Raw genomic sequence first — 23,369 nt, 5'->3', positions numbered from 1 at the left:
TAGGGAATCAGGCAAGAAGCGTTGTTGGTAACAGCCTGCCGCCGCGGCCCCGAAGCGCCACAGCGGCAGCATTTCCGCGTCGGCCACTCAGTCGATGCTGACCGCCTTGCGGTTATCCCGCGACACCCGGTCGATCATCTTGTTGTACGGATCGACGCCCACCTCGAAGGGCTGCTCCTTGACCGTCACGGTCACCACAGGATTCGCGCCCGTCAGCACGCGCTTTTCCAGCAGCAGCACGCGCTCGTCGGCCTCCTTGGCGCCTGGAGCGCGGGCGAAGATGCCGATCTCGACCGGTTCGTCGTAGGTGCGCGGCGTTTCCTTGCCCTTGCCGTCGGCTTCCATCTTGGCCAGGTGCAGCTTCATCGTTACGTCCCACTGGCCGTCGGCGCGCTTTTTGGCGCTGGCCGAGGTCACGCGGTTATCGTAGAAGACGATCTTCTCGAACAGGTCGGCGATCAGCGCGTGCTTGGCCGGCGGCGCCTCGGCGCGGATGGTGTCGAGCAGCTCGCTGGACGTCGTGAACGGCGACTCCTGGTAGCCCTTGTCCTCCAGAAAGCGTTTCAGCGCACGGTTCAATGCCGCTTCGCCGATCTCGTCGCGCAGGCGGTAGAAGACCAGGCTGCCCTTGCGGTAGTGGATGTAGTCCTGGTTCTCCACGCGCACCAGCGGCAGTTCCTCGATGCGTTCGCCGCCGCGCGAACTCAGGTAGCGATCGAGTTCGTAGCGCAGGAAGCGGCGCATCTGGTGGCGGCCGTATTCCTTCTCCATCACCATCAGCGCCGAGTACTGCGACAGCGACTCGATCAGCATGCTCGCGCCCTGCACGTTGGCGGCGGTCACCTGGTGGCCCCACCACTGGTGCGCCATCTCGTGGGCCGTCACGTAGAACACGTAGTCGATGTCTTCCTTGTCGCGCAGGTCGGCGATGAAGCCGATCGATTCCGAGAACGGGATCGTGTTCGCGAACGACTGGGCGAACGCGCTGTAGTTCGGGAACTCGAGGATGCGCACCTGCTTGTGCTGGTAAGGCGTGAACCAGGTCGTGAAATAGTCCAGCGCCTTCTGCGTGCCCGCGATCATCCGGTCGACGTTGTAGCCGTGTTTCGGGTCGTGGTAGATCTCGATCGGAATGCCGCGCCATGAGCCTTTCTTGACCTGCCAGTTGGCCGAGAGGTAGGCGAAGAACGGCATCATCTTCTGGTCCATCCTGTACTGGTAGTAGCTGCGGCCGTTTTCCTTCCACGACTTCTGCAGGTAGCCCGGCGCCAGCGCGATCTGGTCGCCGCTGGTCGAGACGGTGGTCTCGAAACCGATCCAGTCCGCATCCTGGCCGAACATGGTGTTGGCGCGCGCCGCCTTGTCTTCCAGCTTGGCCATGCGCTGCGGCTCGCCCAGGCCGCGCTTGCGGCGCTCGTTGCGGTCGCTCAGCTCGGCGTCCGGCTGGTAGCCGACCGAGGGGAAGAACTCGCGGTTATTGAAGAAGGTGCCGTTGAAGTTGATCGTGTCGGGCGTGCCGGCGTTCTCGAAGCCCGGCTTGCGCACGTCGACGGCGAAGTCCAGCGGCAGGCGCGCGCCCGGCGGCAGGGCCTGCGCCAGCTTGATGATCCTGAAGCCGAACTCCTTGTCGTCGAGCTCGACGCGGTGCGCGGGCAGCCCGGACAGGGTAGTCTCGACGTCCGGGTTGGTCTGCAGGCGCAGGGTGTCGAGCGGCTGGCCGGTCTTGTTTTCAAAAACGTAGCTGCCCTTGATCGCCACCCGGCGCTCTTCCGGATAGATGTCCACCGCGGCGCGCACGTCGACCACCTTCGGATGCGGCAGGTCCTTGTACTTGCGGTAGGTCTTCTCGTACTGCGCCTGCCTGTCCATCGCCACATCGCCCGCTTCGTAGCCCGCGAGGGTATTCGTGTTGTGGAAGATCCAGGCGCCGACGCCGGCGAAGGCGACGGTGCACAAGCCCAGCGCGACGCCGGACGGCCCCTTCAGGCGACGGCCCGCTTCGCGCACGCGCACGCGCCATTCGGTCGACAGGCCGCGCACCCAGAAAGCCTGGGCCACGATCAGCGCCGCCAGCGTGAACAGGCTCCAGTACAGCCCGAACCAGGCCCAGCCCGCAACAAAGTGGCCGTAGCCGTTCATGTCCGAGTACGGGGTCGCCGGCAGGCTGCCGATCTGGTACAGGTTATGTTCGAAGTTCATGATGCCGGCGACGACCTGGAAGACCATCAGCAGGATCACCAGCAGGTAACCGATGAACTTGTTGTTGGTGACAACCTGCAGCACCACGGCGACCAGGCCCATCAGGATGAACGGCAGGCCGGCGATGAGCACGCCCTTGAGGTAGACCAGCGGCTCGACTGGCGCGGCCCCCTCGCCCTTGACCAGCTGGATCACGATCGCGGTGACGACGCCGGCCAGCAGGAAGGCCAGTACCACGCCCACCAGCGCCAGGCTCTTGGCGACCAGCGGCGCCCAGTTCGCCATCGGCATGGCGTCGCCCACGTCGGCGATCCTGGCCTGGCGCTCCTTGAAGATCAGCTCGCCCGCATAGAAGGTGACGATGAGGAGCAGCATGAAGTTGAAGCTCTGGTTCAGCAGCTGCACCATCAGGTGGGTCATCGGATAGACGTCGGTACCGAACATGCGGCCGGCCTGGGTCGCGGAGCCGACCATGTTGAGCACGGCGAACAGCAGCATGACGAGGAAGGGCACGCTCTTGAAGACGGCGCCGGCGTCGAACGCGAAGATATGCCAGCACTGGATCCAGCGCGTGGCGCCGGTGAAGCGCGGCGCAATGCGCGGCAGGGCCAGCGTCGGCGGAGGCGGCGCAGCCGCTGCCGCCGACCTGGCCTTCCCCCAAACGCGCTTGCCGGTGCCGGCGCGCTGCGGCTTGAACAGCACCAGGGTCAGGCCGAACAGCGCCAGCGCAACCGCGGCCCAGAGCAGGCGGTTGGCCAGGATGTAGCCGGCGATGTCCGGCAGGCCGGCGTTCGCCTCGGCGCTGGAGTAGTAGCGCGTGGCGCGGCCCAGCGCGCGGATGCCGAAGGGATCGGCCAGCACGGCGAGCCATTCGTTGTCGATGTCCGCCGTAAAGCGGCCGGCGACGATCCACAGGACGAAGAAGGCCAGCACGCCGACATACACGAGCATCATCGAGCGCGTGGTCGAGGCCAGCAGCATCAGCAGCGCGCCGACGAAGAACAGGTTGGGCACGACCAGCACGCCCAGGGCCCACAGGTAGGCGCTGCCCGCGAAGGGACCGACGCGCTCGGCGTCGACCCAGGGCATCAGGGGGCCGAGCATCATGCCGCCGACGACCAGGGCGAAGATCACCAGGCAGGCGACGACGCCGGCAACGAAACGGCCGGCCAGGTAGTCGCGCTTTTTCATCGGGGTGGCGAACAGCATGTCGGAGATGCCGACTTCGCTGTCGCGCAGCACGCTGCCGGCGATGAAGATGGTGACGACGAACATCGACATCAGGCTGAAGGCGCCGAGCAGCTGGGCGACCACCAGCGGCGCATTGCGGTTGACGTTGCCGATCGCCCCGCCGACCTGGATCGCATCGCTGGTGGTGGCGCCGAAGGCGAGCGCGCCGAAGATCAGCGCACACACCCACAGCAGGGGCTGGCGCAGCTGGGTGCCCAGCTCGAAGCTGAAGAATTCTTTCAACATGCTCGCTCCTTACGCCGGGACCGGCATCTTGGCATCAGGCGCGGCCGGCGCCGATGCAGCGGCCTTGCCGGCATTGCGCACCTGGAGGAAGTAGACGTCTTCCAGGTCCGGCTCGACGCTGACGAAACCTTCGTCCGGCTGCGACTCGGCGTACACGTTGATCTGCGGCCGGCCCGCCACCAGGCGGGTGGACAGCACGTTGAAGCGCTCCTGGTATTCCGCCAGCGCTTCCTGGCTCACCGTGCGGCGCCAGACGTGGTTCTTGAGCGTGTCGATGGCCGCTTGCGGTTCGCCCTGCAGCAGCACCGTGCCCTTCGCGATCATGGCCATGCGCGGGCACAGGTCGGTCACGTCCTCGACGATGTGGGTGGACAGGATGACGACCACCTGCTCGCCGATCTTGGCCAGCAGGTTCAGGAAGCGGTTGCGCTCGTCCGGGTCGAGGCCGGCGGTCGGCTCGTCGACGATCACCAGGCGCGGCGCGCCGAGCAGGGCCTGGGCAATGCCGAAGCGCTGGCGCATGCCGCCCGAGAAGGTGCCGAGGCCGCGCTTGCGCGCTTCCCACAAGTTGGTCTGGTGCAGCAGCGCCTCGACCATCTCCTTGCGCTGGCCCTTGGCGGTGATGCCCTTAAGGACGGCGAAATGGTTCAGCAGCTTTTCCGCACTCACCTTCGGATAGACGCCGAAGTCCTGCGGCAGGTAGCCGAGCTGGCGGCGCAGCGCTTCCTTGTCCTGGAGAACGTCGAGGCCGTGGAAATGGATGCTGCCGCTGTCGGGGTCCTGGAGCGTGGCGATGGTGCGCATCAGCGAGGACTTGCCGGCGCCGTTCGGACCGAGCAGGCCGAACATGCCGTTCGGGATCTCGAGGCTGACATTGTTGATGGCCTTGACGCCGTTCGCATACGTCTTGTTGAGCTGCTTGATCGATAACATCGCTGTTTCTCCAGGGGCTGTTTGATGGTTCGCCGCCCCGTCCGAGCGACATGAACGGAGGGCAATTATTTCCTCTTAGATAATGTATCGTTATTGAACGGCAATGTCTGCCTTTTGTGACAGGCGACAGAAATCCGGGAATGGATGACGTATTTCGCGGTATATGCACCGCTCATAGGCGGACCTGCGCGCCGGCCTCGTTGGCGGTGCGCAGGCGTTCGAACGCCCCGGCTCATGCAAGCGGAATGGGAATCCTCCTGCCGTTGTGGGAATCGGCAGGAGGATAAAACCAGCCACGGGCGATAGCTTGTCCGTTGCTGTGAAGCTACTCAGTCACGCCCCGGCCTCAATCCTGCCCGGCCAGCGGCAGGTCGACGTGGAAAACGGTACCCTGCCCAGGGCTCGTCTCGAAACTGATCCGGCCGCCGTGCTCCTCGACCAGGCTCTTGCTGATGGACAGGCCGAGGCCGGTGCCGCCCTTCTGGCGCGTATCGGCGCCGTCGGCCTGGGCGAAGCGCTGGAACACGCGTGCGTGGAAGGCCGGCGGGATGCCGCCGCCCTGGTCCTGCACCGACAGGCGCGCGCAGCCGTCGGTCGCGGCCAGGTTCAGGATCACGGTCGCGCCGCGCGGCGAAAACTTCACCGCGTTCGACAGCAGGTTGGTCAGCACCTGCACCAGGCGGTCGCGGTCGATCGCGGCGGCCAGCTCGCGCGCCGCCGCCACGCATTCCAGGCGCAGCGCGACGCCGTTTTCCTGCGCGTAGCCCTGCATGCCTTCGAGGGCGTGCTGCGCCACCGGCAGCAGCGGCTGCGGATGGCGTTCCAGCTGCATGCTGCCGGCCTCGATCTTCTGGATGTCGAGCACGTCGTTCACCAGCCGCACCAGGCGCTCGCAGCTCTGGCGGGCGATGCCGACCAGGCCGGCGACATCGGGCGGCAGCTCGCCAGCGAAGCCGTCGTCCAGCATGGACAGCGAGGCTCGGATCGAGGTCAGCGGGGTGCGCAGCTCGTGCGAGACGGTGGCCACGAATTCGCTCTTCAGGCGGTCCACCTTGCGGCGCTCGGAAATGTCGTGGAGGAAGACGGCGAAGAAGGTCTGGTCGCCGCTGCTGGCCAGGCCCGCCGTCATCTCGATCGGGAATTCCTCGCCATGGCGGTCGATCACCAGGCGTTCGACGCGCCGCTCGAGCAGCGGGCTGTAGCCGGTCGCGCGCACGCCCTCGATGGCGCGGTAGGTGCTGGAACGGAAGCGTTCCGGCACGATGATCTCTGTCATCGGCCAGCCCAGCACCTCGCTGCGCTTCCAGCCGAACATGCGCTCGGCCGCCGAGTTCCAGTCGGTCACGAGGCCGCGCAGGTCGACGCCGACGAAGGCGTCCTGGGCCGCCTCGACGATCGCGCCGATGCGCTGCTCGCTCGCGCGCACCGCCACCAGCGCCCGTTCCAGTTCCTTCGTGCGCGCCTCGACCCGCGCTTCCAGGGAGGCGTTCAGGTCCTGCATCTCCTGGCGCCGCTTGACCAGGTCGGTTACCAGCGTGTTGAGCGTGTCGGACAGCTTGCCCACCTCGACATAGCTGCCGGCGCCGGACACCAGCTGCACGCGTTCACCGCGCCCGATGCGTTCGGCGTCGGCCACCAGGCGGCCGAGCGGGCGGGTGATGTAACGGGCCAATACGAAACCGGCCAGCGAGAACAGCAGCGCCAGGCCGACGCCGCTCAGCAACGCGCGCCCGCGCAGCGCGCGCGCGGGGGCATAGGCTTCGTCCACCGCCTGGCGCACCAGCACCGTCCAGCCCAGGCCGGGATAGGCGTCGCGGCCGCGGCTGCGGCTGTAGCCCACCAGGTAGGATTCGCCGTCCGGCCATTCCTCGACCAGGTAACCGGCGTCCTGCCGGCCCGCGTTGCGCAGGCTCGCCAGGTCGAGCTTCTTCCCCTGCAAGTCGTTCGGCCCCAGCAGCACCGTGCCGTCGATTCCGACGATCAGGGCGTCGATCTTGCCGCGCGTGGCCACCGGTGCGATCACCGAGCGTTCGACGGCGCGCGCCCATTTCCAGGACAGGTGCACGCCGAGCACGCCCAGTGTCCTGCCGTCGCGGTCGAGGTAGGGGAAGGCGACGTCCACGAAGCGGCGCGGCTCGCCGCCCTCTTTCGGCAGCAGCTTGGCCAGCAGCACCGCCTCGTGCACGTCGCCGACGTTGATGCCCTGCAGCGCATGGCGGAACCACGGCCGCGCGGCGACGTCGACGCCTTCGAGCAGGCCGCGCCCCGCGACCTGCACCTTGCCGTCGACGCCGGCCATGCCGATCCAGTCGTAGTAACCATACGAGTCCTGGATGCCGTCGAGCACCTCGCGGCGCGCGTCCAGGTCGGCGTTCAGCGGCGACAGGTCGCGCCGCTGCGCCAGCAGGCGCACTTCGCGGTAGCGCTCGAACATGCCGCGGTCGAGCTTGTCGACGGTCTGCAGCGCCAGCTCGCGCAGGCCGTGGCCGATGCTCGTTTCGACCTGGCCGGTGGCGGCGATGTCGACGACTTCGACCAGCAGCACCGTCAGCAGGAGCGAGAGCAGGGTAAAGGCCAGCGCCAGCCAGCTGCCGAGGCTGCGCAGGCCGCGCCGGCGCGGACGGGGAGGAAGACCGGCCGCGGGCTGGCCAGGGCTTGTTTCGTGGTTCATGACATCGAAGAATTTGCTTTGGCGAAAGAGTAGCATGCCGCCCTCGCCCCGGGCGAGCGCCGCGTGGCGCGGCGATGCATCCCGTCCACAGGGCCGTTGCGCGTGCCGCCGAGAGGGGCTGCGCGCCCCGCCCGCACGGCCGCGACCGATTTCTCTTATACTTACCGGTTACAACCACCGCAACAAGACCACAGCATGTCCGATATCACCACGCCTGCCGCCGCTCCAGACTCCGACTCGCTCCTCGACTACGTCACCTCGTGCGCGCTGCCCACGCCCTGGGCCCAGTTCACGCTGCACGCCTTCGTCGAGCACAGCACGGGCAAGGAGCACCTGGCGATGGCGCTGGGCGACATCGGCAACGGCGAGCCGGTGCTGGCGCGCGTGCACTCCGAGTGCCTGACCGGCGACGTGCTGTTCTCGCAGCGCTGCGACTGCGGCGCCCAGCTCGAGGGCGCCCTCAAGCGCATCGCTGCTGAAGGCCGCGGCGTACTGCTCTACCTGCGCCAGGAAGGCCGCGGCATCGGCCTGGTCAATAAAATCCGCGCCTACCGCCTGCAGGAAGCCGGCGCCGACACGGTCGAAGCCAACCTGCAGCTCGGCTTCCACGCCGACGCCCGCAACTACGAACTGTGCCGCCCGATGCTCGATCAGTTCGGCATCAAGCAGGTCAAGCTGATGACCAACAACCCGCGCAAGATCGACGCCCTGGCGCGCCTCGGTATCGAGGTCGTCGAGCGAGTGCCGCTGCTGGTCAACCGCAACGTCTTCAACAACGGCTACCTCGACACCAAGCAGGCCAAGCTCGGCCACATGATGACGCCCCAGCTCGACGCCGTGGCGGAAGATGGCGAACTGTAACGTCCTGCAGATAAGTTAGTGTGATGGCAAGATAGCGATCACCATCGCTCTCTTTCGTCGCGTCCGGGTGCTACAAGCGGCCCCGGCGGGATGCTTGTCCTCACATGAAACGCACCGCCAGCCACGTTGCCAGTCTGCTTCTGCTGTTCTGCCTGAGCGCCTCCGCGGCCGCACCCGGCGCGGGCGAAGCGGGCCGGCAGCCGAACGCGAGGCCGAAAGCCGCGCTCCATCGCACCGCGGCGCCCGAGCCCGCGCGGCCGACCGTCGTTCCTCCCACCGCCGTGCCGCCGGACGCGCCGCCGGCCGCTACGCCGCCCGCGCCCGGGCCGGGCGAAACCGATTCCAGCACGACCCTGCCCCTGCCCTCCTCGGCCGCGCAGGAGCTGTATTCGTCGGCCCAGTCCGACCTGCTGCAGATCCGCATGCTGCTGCGCAACGGCCGCACACAGTCCACCGTCGGCTCGGGCTTCCTCGTCGGCGAGAGCAACCTCGTCGTCACCAACTACCACGTGGTCTCGCAAATGGCGCTCGACCCCGACGTATATGCCGGCGAATACGTCGACACCGACGGCAAGAACGGGCCGGTCGAGCTGATGGCGGTCGACGTGCTGCGCGACCTGGCGGTGCTGCGGGTGAACCGCAGCGGCACCGGCTTCTTCCAGGTGCCGGAACAGCCGGCGCGCCTGCTCCAGGGCCAGAAGCTGTACTCGCTCGGCAACCCCCTCGACCTCGGCTTCGCCATCTCGGAAGGCGCCTACAACGGCGTGGTCAGCCGCAGCTTCTACGACCAGCTGATCTTCAGCGGCCCGATCAACTCGGGCATGAGCGGCGGTCCCAGCGTCACGGCGGCGGGCATGGTCGCCGGCATCAACGTGTCCAAGCGGCGCGACGGCGAGGCGGTCAGCTTCCTGGTGCCGGTGAAATACGCGCAGGAACTGCTGCGCAAGGTGGCCGCCCAGGCCGCGCCGCCGAAGGACTTCAATCCCCTCATCGCCGAACAATTGCTGGCACACCAGCGGGCGATGGTCGGGCGCCTGCTCGACACGCCGCTGTCGATCAAGAACATGGGCCCCTACCGGGTGCCGGTGCGCGAGTCGGGGCAGCTACGCTGCTGGGGCCGCTCGAACGTGAAGGCCGAGGCGAGCTACAGCGCCGACTCGATGAGCTGCGCGACGGAGTCGGCCATCTATGTGTCGGATAACCAGCAAACCGGCAACGTGTCGATGACGCACCAGTACCTGCGCTCGGCCACCCTGCACCCGCTGCGCTTCGCGGCCCTGGCCAGCAGCCAGTTCGGGATCGAACAGCTGGGAAACACGCGCGACGCACGGCTCACCGGGCCGCTGTGCAGCGAGCGCTTCGTGCACTCGAACACGCTGGCGCTGCGCGCCGTGACCTGCGTGCGCGCCTACCGGAAGTTCCCCGGCCTGTACAACTTCACCCTGCTCACGGCCAGCACCGACAACCCGCAGGCGAGCCTGCAGAGCCGGCTGGACGTGGCGGGCGTGTCGTACGAGAACGGCATGCGCGTCACGCGCGCCTTCCTGAACGCGCTCGGGCGCAGTGGGAAGTTATGAGATGGGTATGAAAGCCGCGCATGATGAGCCGTGCATGATGAGGAGCCTATGACGGGGCCGTGGTTCATCGAAACCCTCGCACGCAACGGCGACGTCCTGCACCGTCACCGGGTCGATTCGCTGCCGATCCGCATCGGACGCGGCTACGACAACGACTACATCCTCGACGATGCCTACGCCGCCCCGCGCCACGCGGTGGTCGACGCCGGCCCGGACGGCGAACTGGTGCTGACGGATCTCGGCACCCGCAACGGCGTGGTGCATGCGGGGCGGCGCAGCAGCCGCCTGCCCCTGACGGGAACCACCGTGGTGCGGCTGGGGCACACGACGCTGCGCGTGCGCGCCGCCGATTTCCCGGTGCCGCAGGAGCTGATCGACCGCACCATGCACGGCTGGGAAGGCGCCCTGCCCGGCCTGGCCGGCGCGGTCCTCACGGCGCTGGTCGCGCTGTTCACGATGTGGCTGGCCGACACCCAGGCCTACCGCCCCTTCCGCTACCTGCTGGCGCTCGCCTACGGCCTGGGCGCGGGACTGGTCTGGAGCGGCCTGTGGGCCTTCGGCAACCGCCTGTTCGGACGCCATGCGCGCCTGGGCCGGCACCTGTTCATCTTCGGCTGCGGCATCGCCGCCCTGATGCTGTTCCGGCTGGTGTCGAGCGCGGTCGGCTATGCCTGGTCGATCGAGGTGTTCACGCGCTACGGCTCGCACGTCGCCATCCTGCTGGTGGCGGGCATGGTGTACTTCCACCTGACGACGGTGAAACCCGAGCCGAGGAAACGCTACGCCCTCATCTGCGCGGCGCTGGCGGTGCTCGGCTCGGGCCTGGTACTCATCAGCAACGAGCAGCGCAACGGCCGCCTTGCCGACGAGCTCTACATGTCGGTGCTGCTGCCCCCGGAAATGCGCGCCACGCCGGATGCCAGCGTGGACGAATTCATGGAGGACGTGGCGGCCATGAAGCAGGAACTCGACCGCGAACGGCTGGAAGACGAGTAAGGGCGCCTGCCTGACCGCTGCGCACGCCCACTGACGGATCGGAAGGCTCAAGGTCAAAGGCGCTGCCGGCCGGCTGTCGCGCCTTGTCCTTCGGTCCTTCAGTCCTTCAATGCCGCGCAGGCATGCGATCCCTTGCGGTCGCCTGCGGCCATCTCACAGCTGGCTTACGGCCCCGGCGCTACGCTTGCGAGGCTGCCGGCGGCCTGCCCCGCTCAGTGGGTGCCCTTGGGCGGAGGAGCGGACTCCCCGCGCTGCATGGAAGCGCCCTGAGCACCAGACTGGATCGAGCCGCCCTGGCTGGCGCCCTGGGCCTGGCCCTGGCCGCCGCTTTGCATGGGGGCGCCGGCGCTGCCATTGCCCTGCCTTGCCTGGCCATTCCCGGCGGAAAACGGATCGGTGAAGCGCTGGATGGTTTCCTGCTGCTTGCGCAGGCCGCGCTCTGTTTCCTCGGACGCGGTACGGGCCACCTCGTCGGCCAGCTGGCGGGCGGTGCGGGTGGTGTTCTGCACGTGCTGCTCGGTCACGCGGGTCAGCTCGACCTGGGCGTCGGCGGCCAGGCGCGAGATGTGCTGCTGGTAGGCGCGCAGCTTTTCGGCTGCCGGCTGGGCACGCGATGCAGCGGCGCTCAGCACTTCGGTCTGGCGGTCGGCGGTGATGATCTGCTGGCTCGCCAGCGTGGTTTCCTCGAGCATGGTCTGCACCAGCTTGATGTTCAGGTCGCACATCTGCTGGAAGGACTGGAACAGGGTCTTGGACATGTCGTTCATGAAGGCGGTCTGCGCGTCCAGGTGGGTGCGCACCGCTGGGGTAACCGACTGGGAAAATGGATACATGCGTTGCCTCGCTCATGGGTAATGGTTATAAGGATGAGTCTTCCCGGCGCAGCACGGCGGTGTGCGCACATGGAAGGTTCGCGGGGAAAGTCCTCTTCCCGCCCGGCGGGATTGCCGCTTTCCGCGCGAAGCCTCAAGGCTAGGGCAGCATGCCCTGACGCGTTTGCGCTAAATCAAAGGTGTGCCGCCAAGAGAACCGAGGCGCAGAGGGTGGGTTACGACGCACGCTGCGGCGCAACTGTAGGGTGGAGTAATGGATGCCGGGGGCATCCATTACAACTCCACGCGTTACGGCGGCAATATGGTGCCTGCTTCGCCGCGAGGCCATGTACGTGCGCATCGCGAGTTGGATTTTGGCCATACGAAACGTCAGGCTGCCGCGGGCCCGTCACCTCAGCAACGCGTGGGGTCAGGACCCCACCCTACGAACCTCACCCCGCGTGGCGCTCGACCCAGGCCGCAAAGGTATCGACGAAAGTCTGCAGGAAGCCGCGCAGCGATTCGTCCGTGAGCGTCTCGCCCTCGAACTTGGCGCCGATGCCGCCGAGGTAGGCTTCGGGCGCGGGCATGGCCGGCATGTTCAGGAAAGGCAGCATTTGCCGCAGGTGGTGGTTGGCGCCGAAGCCGCCGAGCGCGCCCGGGGACTGGCTGACGATGGCGCAGGGTTTGCCGGTCCAGGCGGCCTTGCCGTAGGGACGCGAGCCGACGTCGATTGCGTTCTTCAGCGCGCCCGGTACCGAGCGGTTGTATTCCGGGGTGACGAACAGAATGCCATCGGCGGCGCGGATGCGCTCGCGGAAGGCGGCGAAGGCCGGCGGCGGCGATGCCGTCTCGTCATCCTCGTTATACAGCGGCAGGTCGCGAATCTCGACGATCTCCATGTCCAGCTTGCCCGGCGCCATGTCCTTCATCACCATGGCGAGCCTGCGGCTGTAGGATTCCTTGCGCAGGCTGCCCACCACGATTGCGATTTTTTTCGTTGCCATTCAGGGTCCTCTCCTCTTCGATGTAGACGTCGATAGTACCCGTTCGGCCGCGTCCGCCGCGCGCGCAACCCGCCCGCTCAGATGCGGCCGCGCCGGAAGGCCGCCAGGAACTTGCGCGCCTGGGCGCTGCTCAGCACCTGCACCGGGTCGCCATGCCAGGCGAACAGGAAAGGCTCGCCGCCGAGGCGGTCGGTCAGCTTGGCGTTGAGCAGGAAGCGGGTGCCGGCCGGGTAGCGCGCGGTATCGAGCAGCGCACGCGCGCACTGCACCCGCGTGGAAGGCGCGTAGGCCTGGCCCGGCATCGGCTCGATGCGCAGCCTGCCCGTACGCGGGTCGAGGACCGAATGGACGGCCACTTCGCGGTAGGCCCAGACGTCGCGCGCCATGTTCAGGCCTTCGCCGCGGGCAGGCCGGCGCGCACCACCGGCGCCTCGCGGATGGGCAGGTTCGCCGCCGCGGCCGCCAGTGCCAGGACGATGTCGGCGTACCACATCCAGCTGTAGTCGCCGAAGCGCACAAAGGCGAGCCCGCCCAGCCAGGCGCCGAAGAAGCCGCCGACCTGGTGCGACAGCAGGGTCAGGCCGAACAGGGTCGCCAGGTAGCGCGTGCCGAACAGTTTGCCGACCAGCCCGGCGGTGGGCGGCACGGTGGCCAGCCAGGTGAAGCCGAGCGCGGCGGCGAACACGTAAAAGGTCAGCGCTGTCTTCGGCGCGAGCAGGTAGAGCGCGATGATCACGGCGCGGCTGGCGTACATCAGCGCCAGCAGGTTCTTCATGCGGTAGCGCGTCGACAGCGCACCGGCCGCCAGGCTGCCGGCGATGTTGAACAGGCCGATCAGGCCGAGCGCTGTGCCGGCCACGCCGACCGGCAGCCCGCACAGGGCGACTTCGCCCGGCAGGTGGGTCACGAGGAAGGCGATGTGGAAGCCGCAGGTGAAGAAGCCGGCGTGCAGCAGCAGGTAGCTGCGGTCGCGCAGCGCTTCGCGCAGCTGGCTTGTCAGGCTGATGCCGACGATGGGCGCGGCGCCGGCCGCCGCGACGCTGGCTGTCGCCACGCTTTTCTTCCCGCGCATCAGCCAGGCCAGCGGAATGGTCAGCAAGGTGGTGGCCGCCATCGTCAGCATCGCAATGATCCAGCCGGGGCCGGCGATCAGCACCTGCATCAGCGGAGAGAACACGAACTGGCCGAAGGAGCCGCCCGCGTTGATGAAGCCGGAGGCGAAGGGACGGCGGCTTGCGGGCAGGCGCTGGGCGGTGGCGCCGATCAGGATGGAGAAGCTGCCCGCACCGGCCCCGGCGGCCGAGAGCACGCCCATCGTCAGCAGCAGGCCCCATTCCGATTCGACGAAGGGCGTCGCCGCCAGGCCGCCCGCCAGCAGCAGCGCGCCGAGGACGATCACCCGCGCCGGGCCGTACTTGTCCGCGATCGCGCCGAAGATGGGCTGCGAGGCGCCCCACATGAACTGGCCCACGGCCAGCGCAAAGCTGATCGTCGCCACGCCCAGCCCGGTGGCCGTGTTCAGCGGCGACAGGAACAGGCCGGTGGTCAAGCGCGCCCCCATCGTGATCATCAGGATCGCGCTGGCGGCGAGGATCAGCAGCCAGGCGGCGCGCGGCGACATGTCGGTGTGGGTGTTCATCATCATCCCGTTGAACGCCGCGCCAGGATGCGCGGATCGAGGATGGGATTTTAGCAATGATGGGAAACGGCTGCTTGCGGGCCGTTTTTCGTAGGGGTGGAGGAGGCCAATGGTCTCCTCCACGGCTTCACCGGAGTCCCGACTCCACGCGTTACAACGTCGGCATAGCGGCGGCCTCAATTTCGCGGCCACGCAAACCCCAGAACACGTCAGCAACGCGTGGGGTCGGGACCACACCCTACATTCAGGCGCGGATCAGGATGGCCACCGCTTGCGCCTCCATCCCCTCTTCCCGCCCCAGATAGCCAAGCTTCTCGTTCGTCTTGGCCTTGACGTTCACCTGCTGCGGCGACACGCCCAAATCTTCGGCGATGCGCGAGACCATGTGCGGGATGTGCGGAGCCATCTTCGGCTGCTGGGCGACGATGGTGGCGTCGACGTTGCCGATGGTGTAGCCGGTGGCGAGCACGCGGCTGGCGACTTCGCGCAGCAGGGTGCGGGAATCGGCGCCGGCGAACATCGGGTCGGTGTCGGGGAAATGCTTGCCGATGTCGCCGAGGGCGGCGGCGCCCAGCAAGGCGTCGATGATGGCGTGCAGCAGCACGTCGGCGTCGGAGTGGCCGAACAGGCCGAGGCGGTGCGGGATGGTCACGCCGCCGACGATGAGTTTGCGGCCCTCGACGAGCCGGTGGCAGTCATAGCCGGTGCCGACACGAAACGGCGGGGTCGGGTTGTAGGATGCGAGTGCCATAGTCTTACAATAACTCAGGTTGAGCGGTGGCGAGGTACATTTCGGCCAGGCGCACGTCGCCCGGCATGGTGACCTTCATGTTGCGCGGATGGCCTTCGACCAGCTTGGGCGACAGGCCGAGCGCCTCGACGGCCGACGCGTCGTCGGTGACGAGCTTCGGATCACGCGCGGCCGCCAGCGCATCGCGCAGCAGGCGGTAGCGGAACATCTGCGGCGTCTGCGCCAGCCACAGGCCTTCGCGCGAGACGGTGCCGACTTCGCCGGCGATGCTGCGCTTGACGGTATCGACGACCGGCAAGGCCAGCAGGCCGCCGACCGGGTGCTCGCCGGTGCTGGTGATCAGTTTTTCGATGAGCGCTTCGTCCAGTCCGGGACGGGCGGCGTCGTGCACCAGCACCCAGTCGTTTTCGCGCAGCGTGCCGGCCAGCGCGGCCAGGCCGTTCTGCACGGATTCCATGCGTGTTGCACCGCCGCAGCGGAGCACGGTCACGCCGTGGCTGGGCACGATGCTGTCGATGACGGGATCGTCCGCGCTGACCACCACATAGGTGTGCGCGATCAGTTCGCTGAACAGGAAGGCGTCGATGGCATGGCGCAGCATCGGCTTGCCGCCGATTTTCAGGTATTGCTTCGGTCCGCTCGCGGCCATGCGCGCCCCGACGCCAGCGGCCGGAATGAGAGCGAAATATCGTGGTGCTTGGGAATTCATGTCTTTTTCTTACGTTTTGCTGGTCTGATAAGAGACTGTACCTCACCTGCGCAAACTTTGCCGAGGCGTGCGTATTCCTGCGGGGTATCGATTGCTGCCTGCAGACGCTCGACCTTGCCCATCTCGCGCTTGATGAAGGGCATCCAGCCGGTGTCTATTTCGCGCTGCAACAAATCCCTGGCCTGGCCGCGCGGCGCGTACAGCGGCTTGCCTTCGAAACGGCGGGCCAGCGCATCGCCCACGATCTTCTCCGCGCGCGGCAGGAAGCCGAGGTAGATGTCACGGTGGCGCAGCTCGTGGGCGAGGATTTCGCGGTACGCGCAAGTGCCCGGCGCAAACTCGCGCCCGACGTAGACGACGATCGGCAGGTAATGCAGTTTCACGTCCAGGCGCGGCACCACGCATTCGTAGCCGGTTGCCGGGTCGGTCAGCATCCGCCCCTGCACGCCGATCGCCACGCGCGACTCGGTGTGGGTCAGGCCCAGGACATAACTGCCGGGCGCGCGGTTGCCCTTCAGGGCGGAGAGGCCGTGGAAGGAATAGGAATTGTCGACGCGGTAGCCCTCGTGCTTCGAGCTCAAGCGTGAGACGCTCTCGCCGATCGTGTCCTCGCAACGCGCCTGGAAAGCCGTGCGCGCGCTCGCCGGTGCAAGGAAGCACAGGAAGGCCAGCGCGAGCAGGAGCCTCATGGTCAGCCGGGGGACCAGGCCCCGGTAGTGATTTTCTCGAGCCAGAAGGCGCCGATGATGGTCTTCACGTCGGTGATCTCGCCGCGCTTGACCATCTCCAGCAGCTCGGGGACGGTCGTGGTGAAGGTTTCGAGGAATTCGCCGGCGTCGAGTTTCGGCGTGCCGGCGGTCAACCCGCGCGCGAGGAAGATCTCGAGGTGCTCGTCCGAGTAGGCGATCGCATTGTGGATGGTGCAGACGAAACGCCAGTCGGTCGCCGTGTAGCCGGTTTCCTCTTCCAGCTCGCGCCGGGCGCAGGCCAGGTGCTCTTCGCCCGGATCGATCTTCCCGGCCGGGAATTCGATGAAGACCCGGTCGTTCGGATAACGGAACTGGCGCTCGAGCAGCACGCGGCCGTCGTCGAGCAAGGGAAGGATCACGACCGCGCCGGGATGGCGCATGTATTCGCGATAGCTGACGCTGCCGTCGGGCAGTTGGATGCGGTCGCGCGAGACTTTGAGGAACTTGCCGTCGTACACCGTCTCGCCGTCAAGGCGGACTTCCTTCAGGTGCGAATCCATTCGACTCCTGTGTAAAGCGTTGATCGAAAAAAATCAGCGGCGCTTACGCAGGTACTTGATCACGAATCCTGGAAACGCCAGCACAAGGAACAGGCAGCCGGTAATCGCATAGAACTCCCAGCGCTGGGCAAACACGTTGCCGATGCGGGATTCCAGTGCGTAGGCTACTGCGCCGACGAGGAAGTATAAGACAAGGAGCTCGAGCAGGCGCGCGAAGAAGGATTTCTTGCGCTCCTGCCCTGCTTGGGAGGACTTGAGGGGGATAAAGCCGAACACGCGCTCGCTGGCGAACGGCAGGTTCGCCGCCGCGAGCGCGACGGCAATGACCAGCCAGCTTGCCAGCGAAATGTCCATCTTAGCTGCGCAGGGTCATCTGGATCGCCTGCAGGCAGGTGCCCAGCAGTGCGCCCGGGATCAGGCCCAGCACCACGACTGCGACGCCGTTCAGCGACAGCGCGACGCGCATGTCGGCCGGCGTCACGATCGGGCTGGTGTCGACCGCTTCGTCGAACCACATCGTCTTCACGACGCGCAGGTAGTAGAACGCGCCGATCAGCGAGAACAGGACGGCGACCACGGCCAGCCAGACGGCGCCGCTGTTGGCGACCGCCTGCAGGACGGCCCACTTGGCCATGAAGCCCATCATCGGCGGCACGCCGGCCAGCGAGAACATCAGGATCGTCATGACGACTGCGAACCACGGGCTGCGGCGGCCCAGGCCCTTGAAGTCGGCGATCTGCTCGGCCTCGAAGCCCGAACGCGCCAGCATCATGATGATGCCGAAGCTGCCCAGGGTGGTCAGGACGTAGGTGATCGACGAGTACATGGCGGCGGAATACGCTGCCGGTGCGTTGCTCGCGTCCTCGCCCACCACGCCGGCCATCATGCCCAGCAGGACGAAGCCCATCTGCGCGATGGTCGAGTAGGCCAGCATGCGCTTGAGGTTGGTCTGGGCGATCGCGGTCAGGTTACCGATAGCCAGCGACAGCACGGCCAGCACCAGCAGCATCTGTTGCCAGTCGTAGGCCAGGGTCGGCAGCGCTTCGACCAGCAGGCGCATGACCATGGCGAAGGCGGCCAGCTTCGGCGCGCCGCCCAGCAGCAGGGTCACGGCGGTCGGCGAACCCTGGTAGACGTCCGGCGCCCACATGTGGAACGGTGCGGCGCCCAGCTTGAAGGCCATGCCGGCGACCATGAACACCAGGCCGAACACGAGGATCGTCTGGTCGACGGTACCGGCGGCGGCGCGGGCGGCGATGTCGGTCACGTTCAGCGCACCGGTGGCGCCGTAGATCATCGAGATACCGTAGAGCATGAAGCCCGAGGCCAGTGCACCGAGGATGAAGTACTTCATCGCCGCTTCGGTCGAGACCGCGTGGTCGCGGCGCAGGGCCACCAGCGAGTACAGCGACAGCGACATCAGTTCCAGGCCCAGGTAGATCGACAGCATGCTGTTGCCCGAGATCATGATCATCTGGCCCAGCATTGCGAACAGGGCGAGCACGTAGAACTCGCCGCCCAGGTTACCCGAGAGCATGCCGCGCTCGGTCACGTACTGGCGCGAATACACCAGGGTCAGGCCGACGGCCACGTAGGTGAACATCTTGAGCAGGTTCGACATCGGGTCCGACACGTACATACCGTTGAAGGTGTACACGGTCGCGCCCGCGTTGAAGTCGCCGAAGGTCAGGACGGCGCAGCCGACCAGGGCCAGCAGCGACAGGTAGTAGGTCACGTTGCGGCGCGACCCTTTCAGGTACAAGTCGATCAGCAGGATCGCGGAAGCCGCGATCAGCAGGAAGATTTCGGCGTACACCGGCACCAGGTTGGTGTCGACAGCCGGTAGCAAAGTGTTGTTCATGGCGTCTATTTCAATTTATTGAGGCAACTGCGGGAGCTTGCTCACCGAAACGTGTTGCAGCAGGTCGGTCACCGAGGTCTGCAGGGTCTCGGCGATCGGCGCCGGATACAGGCCCATCCACAAGGTGGCGATTGCCAGCACGGCCAGGATCGCGAACTCGCGCTTGTTCAGGTCGACCAGTTCAGCCACGTGCTGGTTGCCGACCGGGCCGAAGACGACGCGCTTGACCATCCACAGCGAGTAGGCGGCGCCCAGGATCAGTGCGGTGGCGGCGAGCAGGCCGGTCCAGAAGTTGAACTGCACGGCGCCCAGGATGACCATGAATTCGCCGATGAAGCCCGAGGTGGCAGGCAGGCCGGCGTTGGCCATCGAGAACAGCACGGCGAAGGCCGCGAACTTCGGCATCGTGTTGACGACGCCGCCGTAGTCGGCGATTTCACGCGAGTGGACGCGGTCGTAGAGCACGCCGATGCAGAGGAACATCGCGCCCGACACGAAGCCGTGCGAGATCGACTGCATCAGGCCGCCCTGCACGCCCATGTCGTTGAAGATGAAGAAGCCGAGGGTGACGAAACCCATGTGGGCGATCGACGAGTAGGCGACCAGTTTCTTCATGTCCTTCTGGACCAGGGCCACCAGGCCGATGTAGATCACGGCGATCAAGGAGAGCACGATGACGACCGGCGCCAGGTAGTGCGAGGCATCAGGCGTGATCGGCAGCGAGAAACGGACGAAACCGTAGGCGCCCAGCTTCAGCATGATCGCGGCCAGCACGACGGAACCGCCGGTCGGCGCTTCCACGTGGGCGTCCGGCAGCCAGGTGTGCACCGGCCACATCGGCACCTTCACGGCGAAGGCCATGAAGAAGGCGATGAAGATCAGGATCTGCTCGCGCATCGTCAGCGCCTGGATGTGCCACTTCTGGATGTCGAAGGTGCCCGAGACGTTGTACAGGTAGATGATCGCGATCAGCGTCAGCAGCGAGCCGAAGAACGTGTACAGGAAGAACTTGAATGCCGCGTACACGCGGTTCGGGCCGCCGAACACGCCGATGATGATGAACATCGGGATCAGCGTGGCTTCGAAGAAGAAGTAGAACAGCACGCCGTCCAGCGCCGCGAACACGCCGATCATCAGGCCCGACAGCAGCAGGAAGGAACCCATGTACTGCGCCACGCGGTCCTGGATGACTTCCCAGGCAGCGAGGATGACGATGACGGTGATGAACGCGGTCAGCGGGATGAACCAGAGCGACAGGCCATCGACACCGAGGCGGTAGAAGATGTTGAAGCGCTCGATCCACGGCGCCACTTCATAGAACTGCATGCCGTGGGCGGCGTTGTCGAAGTTCGTGATCAGCGGGATCGTCGGCAGGAAGCTGACGACGCCGCCGAGCAGCGCCAGCAGGCGCGTGAAACCGCGGTTCGAGTCGCGCCCGACGGCGAGCACGAGCACGCCGAACAGGACCGGGAGCCAGATCGCCAGGCTCAGGTAGGGAGGAAATGTAGAGATCGTAGACTGCATCATTTGTCTTTTTCTTTGCCTGTGATTAGCGCCAGAACGGGAAGAAGTACAGCAGGGTCGCCATGACGCCCACGATCATCACGAACGCGTAGTGATAGATGTAACCGGTCTGGAAGGTACGGGTGAGCATCGAGAACCAGCCCACCAGCTTGGCCGAACCGTTGACCATCAGGCCGTCGATCAGCCCGCGGTCGCCGACTTTCCACAGCCCGCCACCAACGGCGCGCGCGCCGCCGGCGAACACGGCCTGGTTGAACGCATCCATGTAGTACTTGTTGTCCAGCAGCGTGTGCAGGAACTTGAACTTGGAGTAGAACCAGGCCGGGACGCGCGGGTTGACCATGTAGCAGTAGTAGGCCGCGGCCACGCCGGCCAGTGCCAGCCAGAACGGTGCAGTCTGCAGGCCGTGGATCGCCATGGCGGCCGCGCCGTGGAACTCTTCGCTCAGGGTGCGCATCGCGGTGTGGTTCTCGCCGACGAAGATCACGTCCTTGAAGAAGTCGCCGTGCAGCATCGGGCCGATCGCCAGGTAGCCGATGATGACCGACGGGATCGCCAGCAGGACCAGCGGCAGGGTCACGACCCATGGCGACTCGTGCGGCTTGTCGCCAGGCTGCAGGCCGTGGTGATGGTGGTCATCGCCGTGGTCGTCTTCCTCGTTGTGCGCGTCCGAATCGTGGCCGTGGCTGTGCGGGGCCGGGTGGTTCCAGCGCGACTCGCCATGGAACACCAGGAAGTACATGCGGAACGAGTAGAAGGCCGTGATGAACACGCCTGCCAGCACCGCGAAGTTGGCGAAGCCGGCGCCCGGGATGTTGGTCGCGTGCACTGCCTCGATGATCGAATCCTTCGAGTAGAAGCCCGAGAAGAACGGGGTACCGATCAGGGCCAGCGAGCCCAGCAGCGAGGTGATCCAGGTGATCGGCATGTACTTGCGCAGGCCGCCCATGTTGCGCATGTCCTGGTCGTGGTGCATGCCGATGATGACGGAACCTGCGCCAAGGAACAGCAGTGCCTTGAAGAAGGCGTGGGTCATCAGGTGGAACACGGCGACGGAATATGCCGAGGCGCCCAGGGCGACGGTCATGTAGCCCAGCTGCGACAGGGTCGAGTAGGCGACGACGCGCTTGATGTCGTTCTGGATGATGCCCAGGAAGCCCATGAACAGCGCGGTGATCGAACCGATGACGATGACGAACGACAGCGCGCCGTCCGACAGCTCGAACAGCGGCGACATGCGCGCCACCATGAAGATGCCGGCGGTAACCATCGTCGCGGCGTGGATCAGTGCCGAGATCGGGGTCGGGCCTTCCATCGAGTCAGGCAGCCAGACGTGCAGCGGGAACTGCGCCGACTTGCCCATCGCGCCGATGAACAGGCAGATGCAGGCGGCGGTCAGCAGCGGCCAGCCGATGCCGGGCACGGTCATGCCGACGAGTTTATCGGCCTGGGCGAAGGTCTCGCCGTAGTGCATCGTGCCCGAGGCGGCCAGCAGCAGGCCGATACCGAGGATGAAGCCGAAGTCGCCGACGCGGTTGACCAGGAAGGCCTTCATGTTGGCGAAGATCGCGGTCGGACGGGTGTACCAGAAGCCGATCAGCAGGTAGGAAACCAGGCCCACTGCTTCCCAGCCGAAGAACAGCTGCAGGAAGTTGTTGGACATGACCAGCATCAGCATCGCGAACGTGAACAGCGAGATGTACGAGAAGAAGCGGTTGTAGCCTTCGTCCTCGGCCATGTAGCCGATCGTGTAGATGTGGACCATCAGCGAGACTGAGGTGACTACGCACATCATCATCGCCGACAGGGTGTCGATCTGGAAGCCGACTGCCAGTTTCACGGTACCGACCTGCATCCAGGTGTAGATGTCCTGGTTGAAGGTGGCGCCATCGAGCACCGCCATCAGGGTCTGCACCGAGATGATCAGGGCGATCAGGACGCCGAGGATGGTTGCCGTGTGGGAGACCTTGCGGCCGACCACGTTACCAAGGAACTTGGTACCGAGCAGGCCGGCAATTGCCGAGCCTGCCAGCGGCGCCAGGGGCACCGCGAGTAGGAGTGAGGAAGAAAGCTGCTCCGCCATGTTGAACCTTAATCGTTATTGTTTATCGAGCCGAGACCGGTCAGCCCTTCAGGCTGTCGAGGTCTTCCACGTTGATCGTGTCCAGGTTACGGAACAGGACCACCAGGATGGCCAGGCCGATCGCCGATTCGGCGGCGGCCACGGTCAGGATGAAGAACACGAAGATCTGCCCTGCCGCATCACCGAGGTAGTGCGAGAAAGCGATGAAGTTCAGGTTCACGGCCAGCAGCATCAGTTCGATGGCCATCAGCAGGATGATGATGTTCTTCCGGTTCAGGAAGATACCGACGATCGAGATCGCGAACAGGATCGCGCCCAGGACCAGGTAGTGTGCGAGCGATAAAGTCACGAGTTCTGCTCCTTGTTCTGCGCGGCTGCAGTTGCAGCTGCGGCGGCCACGTTGGCCTCGTCGATGGCGCGCTGGTTCACCGCTTCCATCTTGACGATGCGCAGGCGGTCGTTACGCTTGACGCGCACGGCGGCGCCCGGGTCCATTGCCTTGCTGTCCTTGCGCTTGCGCAGGGTCAGCGCCACGGCGGCGATGATGGCCACCAGCAGGATCACGGCGGCAATTTCGAAGCCGTAGATGTACTGGGTGTAGATCAGGCGGCCCAGCTCGCGGGTGCCGCCCAGGTTCAGCGCAGCCGCCTCGGGCGTCTGGGCGAAGCTGCCGTAGCTGTTCCACAGCACCAGGGCCATCTCGATGACGATCACGGCGCCGATGACCAGCGCCATCGGCAGGTAACCCCAGAAGCCTTCGCGCATGCGGTCGACGTTAATGTCGAGCATCATCACGACGAAGAGGAACAGCACCATGACGGCGCCGACATAGACCAGCACCAGCACGATGGCGAGGAACTCGGCCTTCAGCAGCAGCCAGATGCCGGCCGCGTTGAAGAACGCGAGCACGAGGAACAGGGCCGCGTGCACCGGGTTCTTGGCAGTAATGACGCGCAGCGCGGACAGCACCATGACGGCCGCGAAGACGTAGAACAATCCAGTTGTAAATTGCATGACTTTA

20 protein-coding genes are annotated in these 23,369 nt (G+C 66.1%); 3 read left to right on the top strand and 17 right to left on the bottom strand.

Annotated features, from left to right (window positions below; genetic code table 11):
- Window positions 1–87: 87 nt before the first annotated feature.
- From ACWCIA_RS12025 to ACWCIA_RS12015, 3 genes are all read right to left on the bottom strand, one after another.
- Window positions 88–3,675 carry a M1 family aminopeptidase gene (locus ACWCIA_RS12025; RefSeq protein ID WP_454163518.1) on the bottom strand — a complete coding sequence of 1,196 codons (3,588 nt, stop codon included), beginning with the start codon at window positions 3,673–3,675 and terminating at the stop codon, window positions 88–90.
- Window positions 3,676–3,684: 9 nt separating this feature from the next.
- Complete coding sequence (locus ACWCIA_RS12020; protein ID WP_454163516.1) at window positions 3,685–4,608, bottom strand: ABC transporter ATP-binding protein; 924 nt, start codon at window positions 4,606–4,608, stop codon at window positions 3,685–3,687.
- Window positions 4,609–4,954: 346 nt separating this feature from the next.
- Entirely contained in the window at window positions 4,955–7,279 is a 2,325-nt protein-coding gene (locus ACWCIA_RS12015) for an ATP-binding protein (RefSeq protein WP_454163514.1), read from the bottom strand.
- Between the two features lie 195 nt (window positions 7,280–7,474).
- On the opposite strand from ACWCIA_RS12015, the gene ribA reads away from it, so the two are divergent.
- From ribA to ACWCIA_RS12000, 3 genes are all read left to right on the top strand, one after another.
- On the top strand, window positions 7,475–8,140 hold the full coding sequence (gene ribA / locus ACWCIA_RS12010) for a GTP cyclohydrolase II (RefSeq protein ID WP_454163512.1): 666 nt from the start codon (window positions 7,475–7,477) through the stop codon (window positions 8,138–8,140).
- 104 nt (window positions 8,141–8,244) lie between these two features.
- A complete protein-coding gene (locus ACWCIA_RS12005; protein ID WP_454163510.1) occupies window positions 8,245–9,717 on the top strand; it encodes a S1 family peptidase in 1,473 nt (490 codons plus the stop codon).
- Between the two features lie 48 nt (window positions 9,718–9,765).
- Window positions 9,766–10,713, top strand: a complete 948-nt coding sequence (locus ACWCIA_RS12000) for an FHA domain-containing protein (protein ID WP_454163508.1) — start codon at window positions 9,766–9,768, stop codon at window positions 10,711–10,713.
- A 212-nt stretch (window positions 10,714–10,925) separates the two neighbouring features.
- On the opposite strand, the gene ACWCIA_RS11995 is transcribed toward ACWCIA_RS12000, so the two are convergent.
- From ACWCIA_RS11995 to ACWCIA_RS11930, 14 genes are all read right to left on the bottom strand, one after another.
- Complete coding sequence (locus ACWCIA_RS11995) at window positions 10,926–11,546, bottom strand: phasin family protein (protein ID WP_454163506.1); 621 nt, start codon at window positions 11,544–11,546, stop codon at window positions 10,926–10,928.
- A gap of 431 nt (window positions 11,547–11,977) precedes the next feature.
- A complete protein-coding gene (locus ACWCIA_RS11990; protein WP_454163505.1) occupies window positions 11,978–12,532 on the bottom strand; it encodes an NADPH-dependent FMN reductase in 555 nt (184 codons plus the stop codon).
- 77 nt (window positions 12,533–12,609) lie between these two features.
- Window positions 12,610–12,918, bottom strand: coding sequence for a hypothetical protein (locus ACWCIA_RS11985; protein ID WP_454163503.1), 309 nt, complete (start codon window positions 12,916–12,918; stop codon window positions 12,610–12,612).
- Window positions 12,919–12,920: 2 nt separating this feature from the next.
- Window positions 12,921–14,171 carry an MFS transporter gene (locus ACWCIA_RS11980; protein ID WP_454163502.1) on the bottom strand — a complete coding sequence of 417 codons (1,251 nt, stop codon included), beginning with the start codon at window positions 14,169–14,171 and terminating at the stop codon, window positions 12,921–12,923.
- Between the two features lie 244 nt (window positions 14,172–14,415).
- On the bottom strand, window positions 14,416–14,922 hold the full coding sequence (gene ispF, locus ACWCIA_RS11975) for a 2-C-methyl-D-erythritol 2,4-cyclodiphosphate synthase (protein WP_454163500.1): 507 nt from the start codon (window positions 14,920–14,922) through the stop codon (window positions 14,416–14,418).
- Between the two features lie 4 nt (window positions 14,923–14,926).
- Window positions 14,927–15,631 (bottom strand): 2-C-methyl-D-erythritol 4-phosphate cytidylyltransferase, encoded by a 705-nt coding sequence (gene ispD / locus ACWCIA_RS11970; protein WP_454163499.1) that lies wholly within the window; start codon window positions 15,629–15,631, stop codon window positions 14,927–14,929.
- Window positions 15,628–16,320, bottom strand: a complete 693-nt coding sequence (locus tag ACWCIA_RS11965) for a hypothetical protein (RefSeq protein ID WP_454163497.1) — start codon at window positions 16,318–16,320, stop codon at window positions 15,628–15,630. Before ACWCIA_RS11965 ends, ispD begins: the two co-directional genes overlap by 4 nt.
- A 2-nt stretch (window positions 16,321–16,322) precedes the next feature.
- Window positions 16,323–16,880: an NUDIX domain-containing protein gene (locus ACWCIA_RS11960; RefSeq protein WP_454163495.1), complete on the bottom strand. Its 558-nt coding sequence runs from the start codon at window positions 16,878–16,880 to the stop codon at window positions 16,323–16,325.
- Window positions 16,881–16,913: 33 nt separating this feature from the next.
- The gene (locus ACWCIA_RS11955) at window positions 16,914–17,234 is read right to left on the bottom strand and encodes a DUF2818 family protein (RefSeq protein WP_454163493.1); all 321 of its coding nucleotides are present in this window, start codon (window positions 17,232–17,234) and stop codon (window positions 16,914–16,916) included.
- A 1-nt stretch (window position 17,235) separates the two neighbouring features.
- Window positions 17,236–18,741, bottom strand: coding sequence for an NADH-quinone oxidoreductase subunit NuoN (gene nuoN, locus ACWCIA_RS11950; RefSeq protein ID WP_454163491.1), 1,506 nt, complete (start codon window positions 18,739–18,741; stop codon window positions 17,236–17,238).
- Between the two features lie 15 nt (window positions 18,742–18,756).
- Window positions 18,757–20,268, bottom strand: coding sequence for an NADH-quinone oxidoreductase subunit M (locus ACWCIA_RS11945; protein WP_454163490.1), 1,512 nt, complete (start codon window positions 20,266–20,268; stop codon window positions 18,757–18,759).
- A gap of 22 nt (window positions 20,269–20,290) precedes the next feature.
- Window positions 20,291–22,348, bottom strand: a complete 2,058-nt coding sequence (gene nuoL, locus ACWCIA_RS11940) for an NADH-quinone oxidoreductase subunit L (RefSeq protein ID WP_454163489.1) — start codon at window positions 22,346–22,348, stop codon at window positions 20,291–20,293.
- A gap of 40 nt (window positions 22,349–22,388) precedes the next feature.
- Window positions 22,389–22,697 (bottom strand): NADH-quinone oxidoreductase subunit NuoK, encoded by a 309-nt coding sequence (gene nuoK, locus ACWCIA_RS11935; protein ID WP_056333562.1) that lies wholly within the window; start codon window positions 22,695–22,697, stop codon window positions 22,389–22,391.
- Window positions 22,694–23,362, bottom strand: coding sequence for an NADH-quinone oxidoreductase subunit J (locus ACWCIA_RS11930; RefSeq protein ID WP_454163487.1), 669 nt, complete (start codon window positions 23,360–23,362; stop codon window positions 22,694–22,696). The genes nuoK and ACWCIA_RS11930 overlap by 4 nt, the downstream gene beginning before the upstream one ends.
- Window positions 23,363–23,369: the final 7 nt, after the last annotated feature.

The sequence above is a fragment of the Massilia sp. SYSU DXS3249 genome (assembly GCF_053668055.1).
Note: the sequence above shows the minus strand (reverse complement) of the source record. Positions and strands in the feature narration are given on the sequence as shown.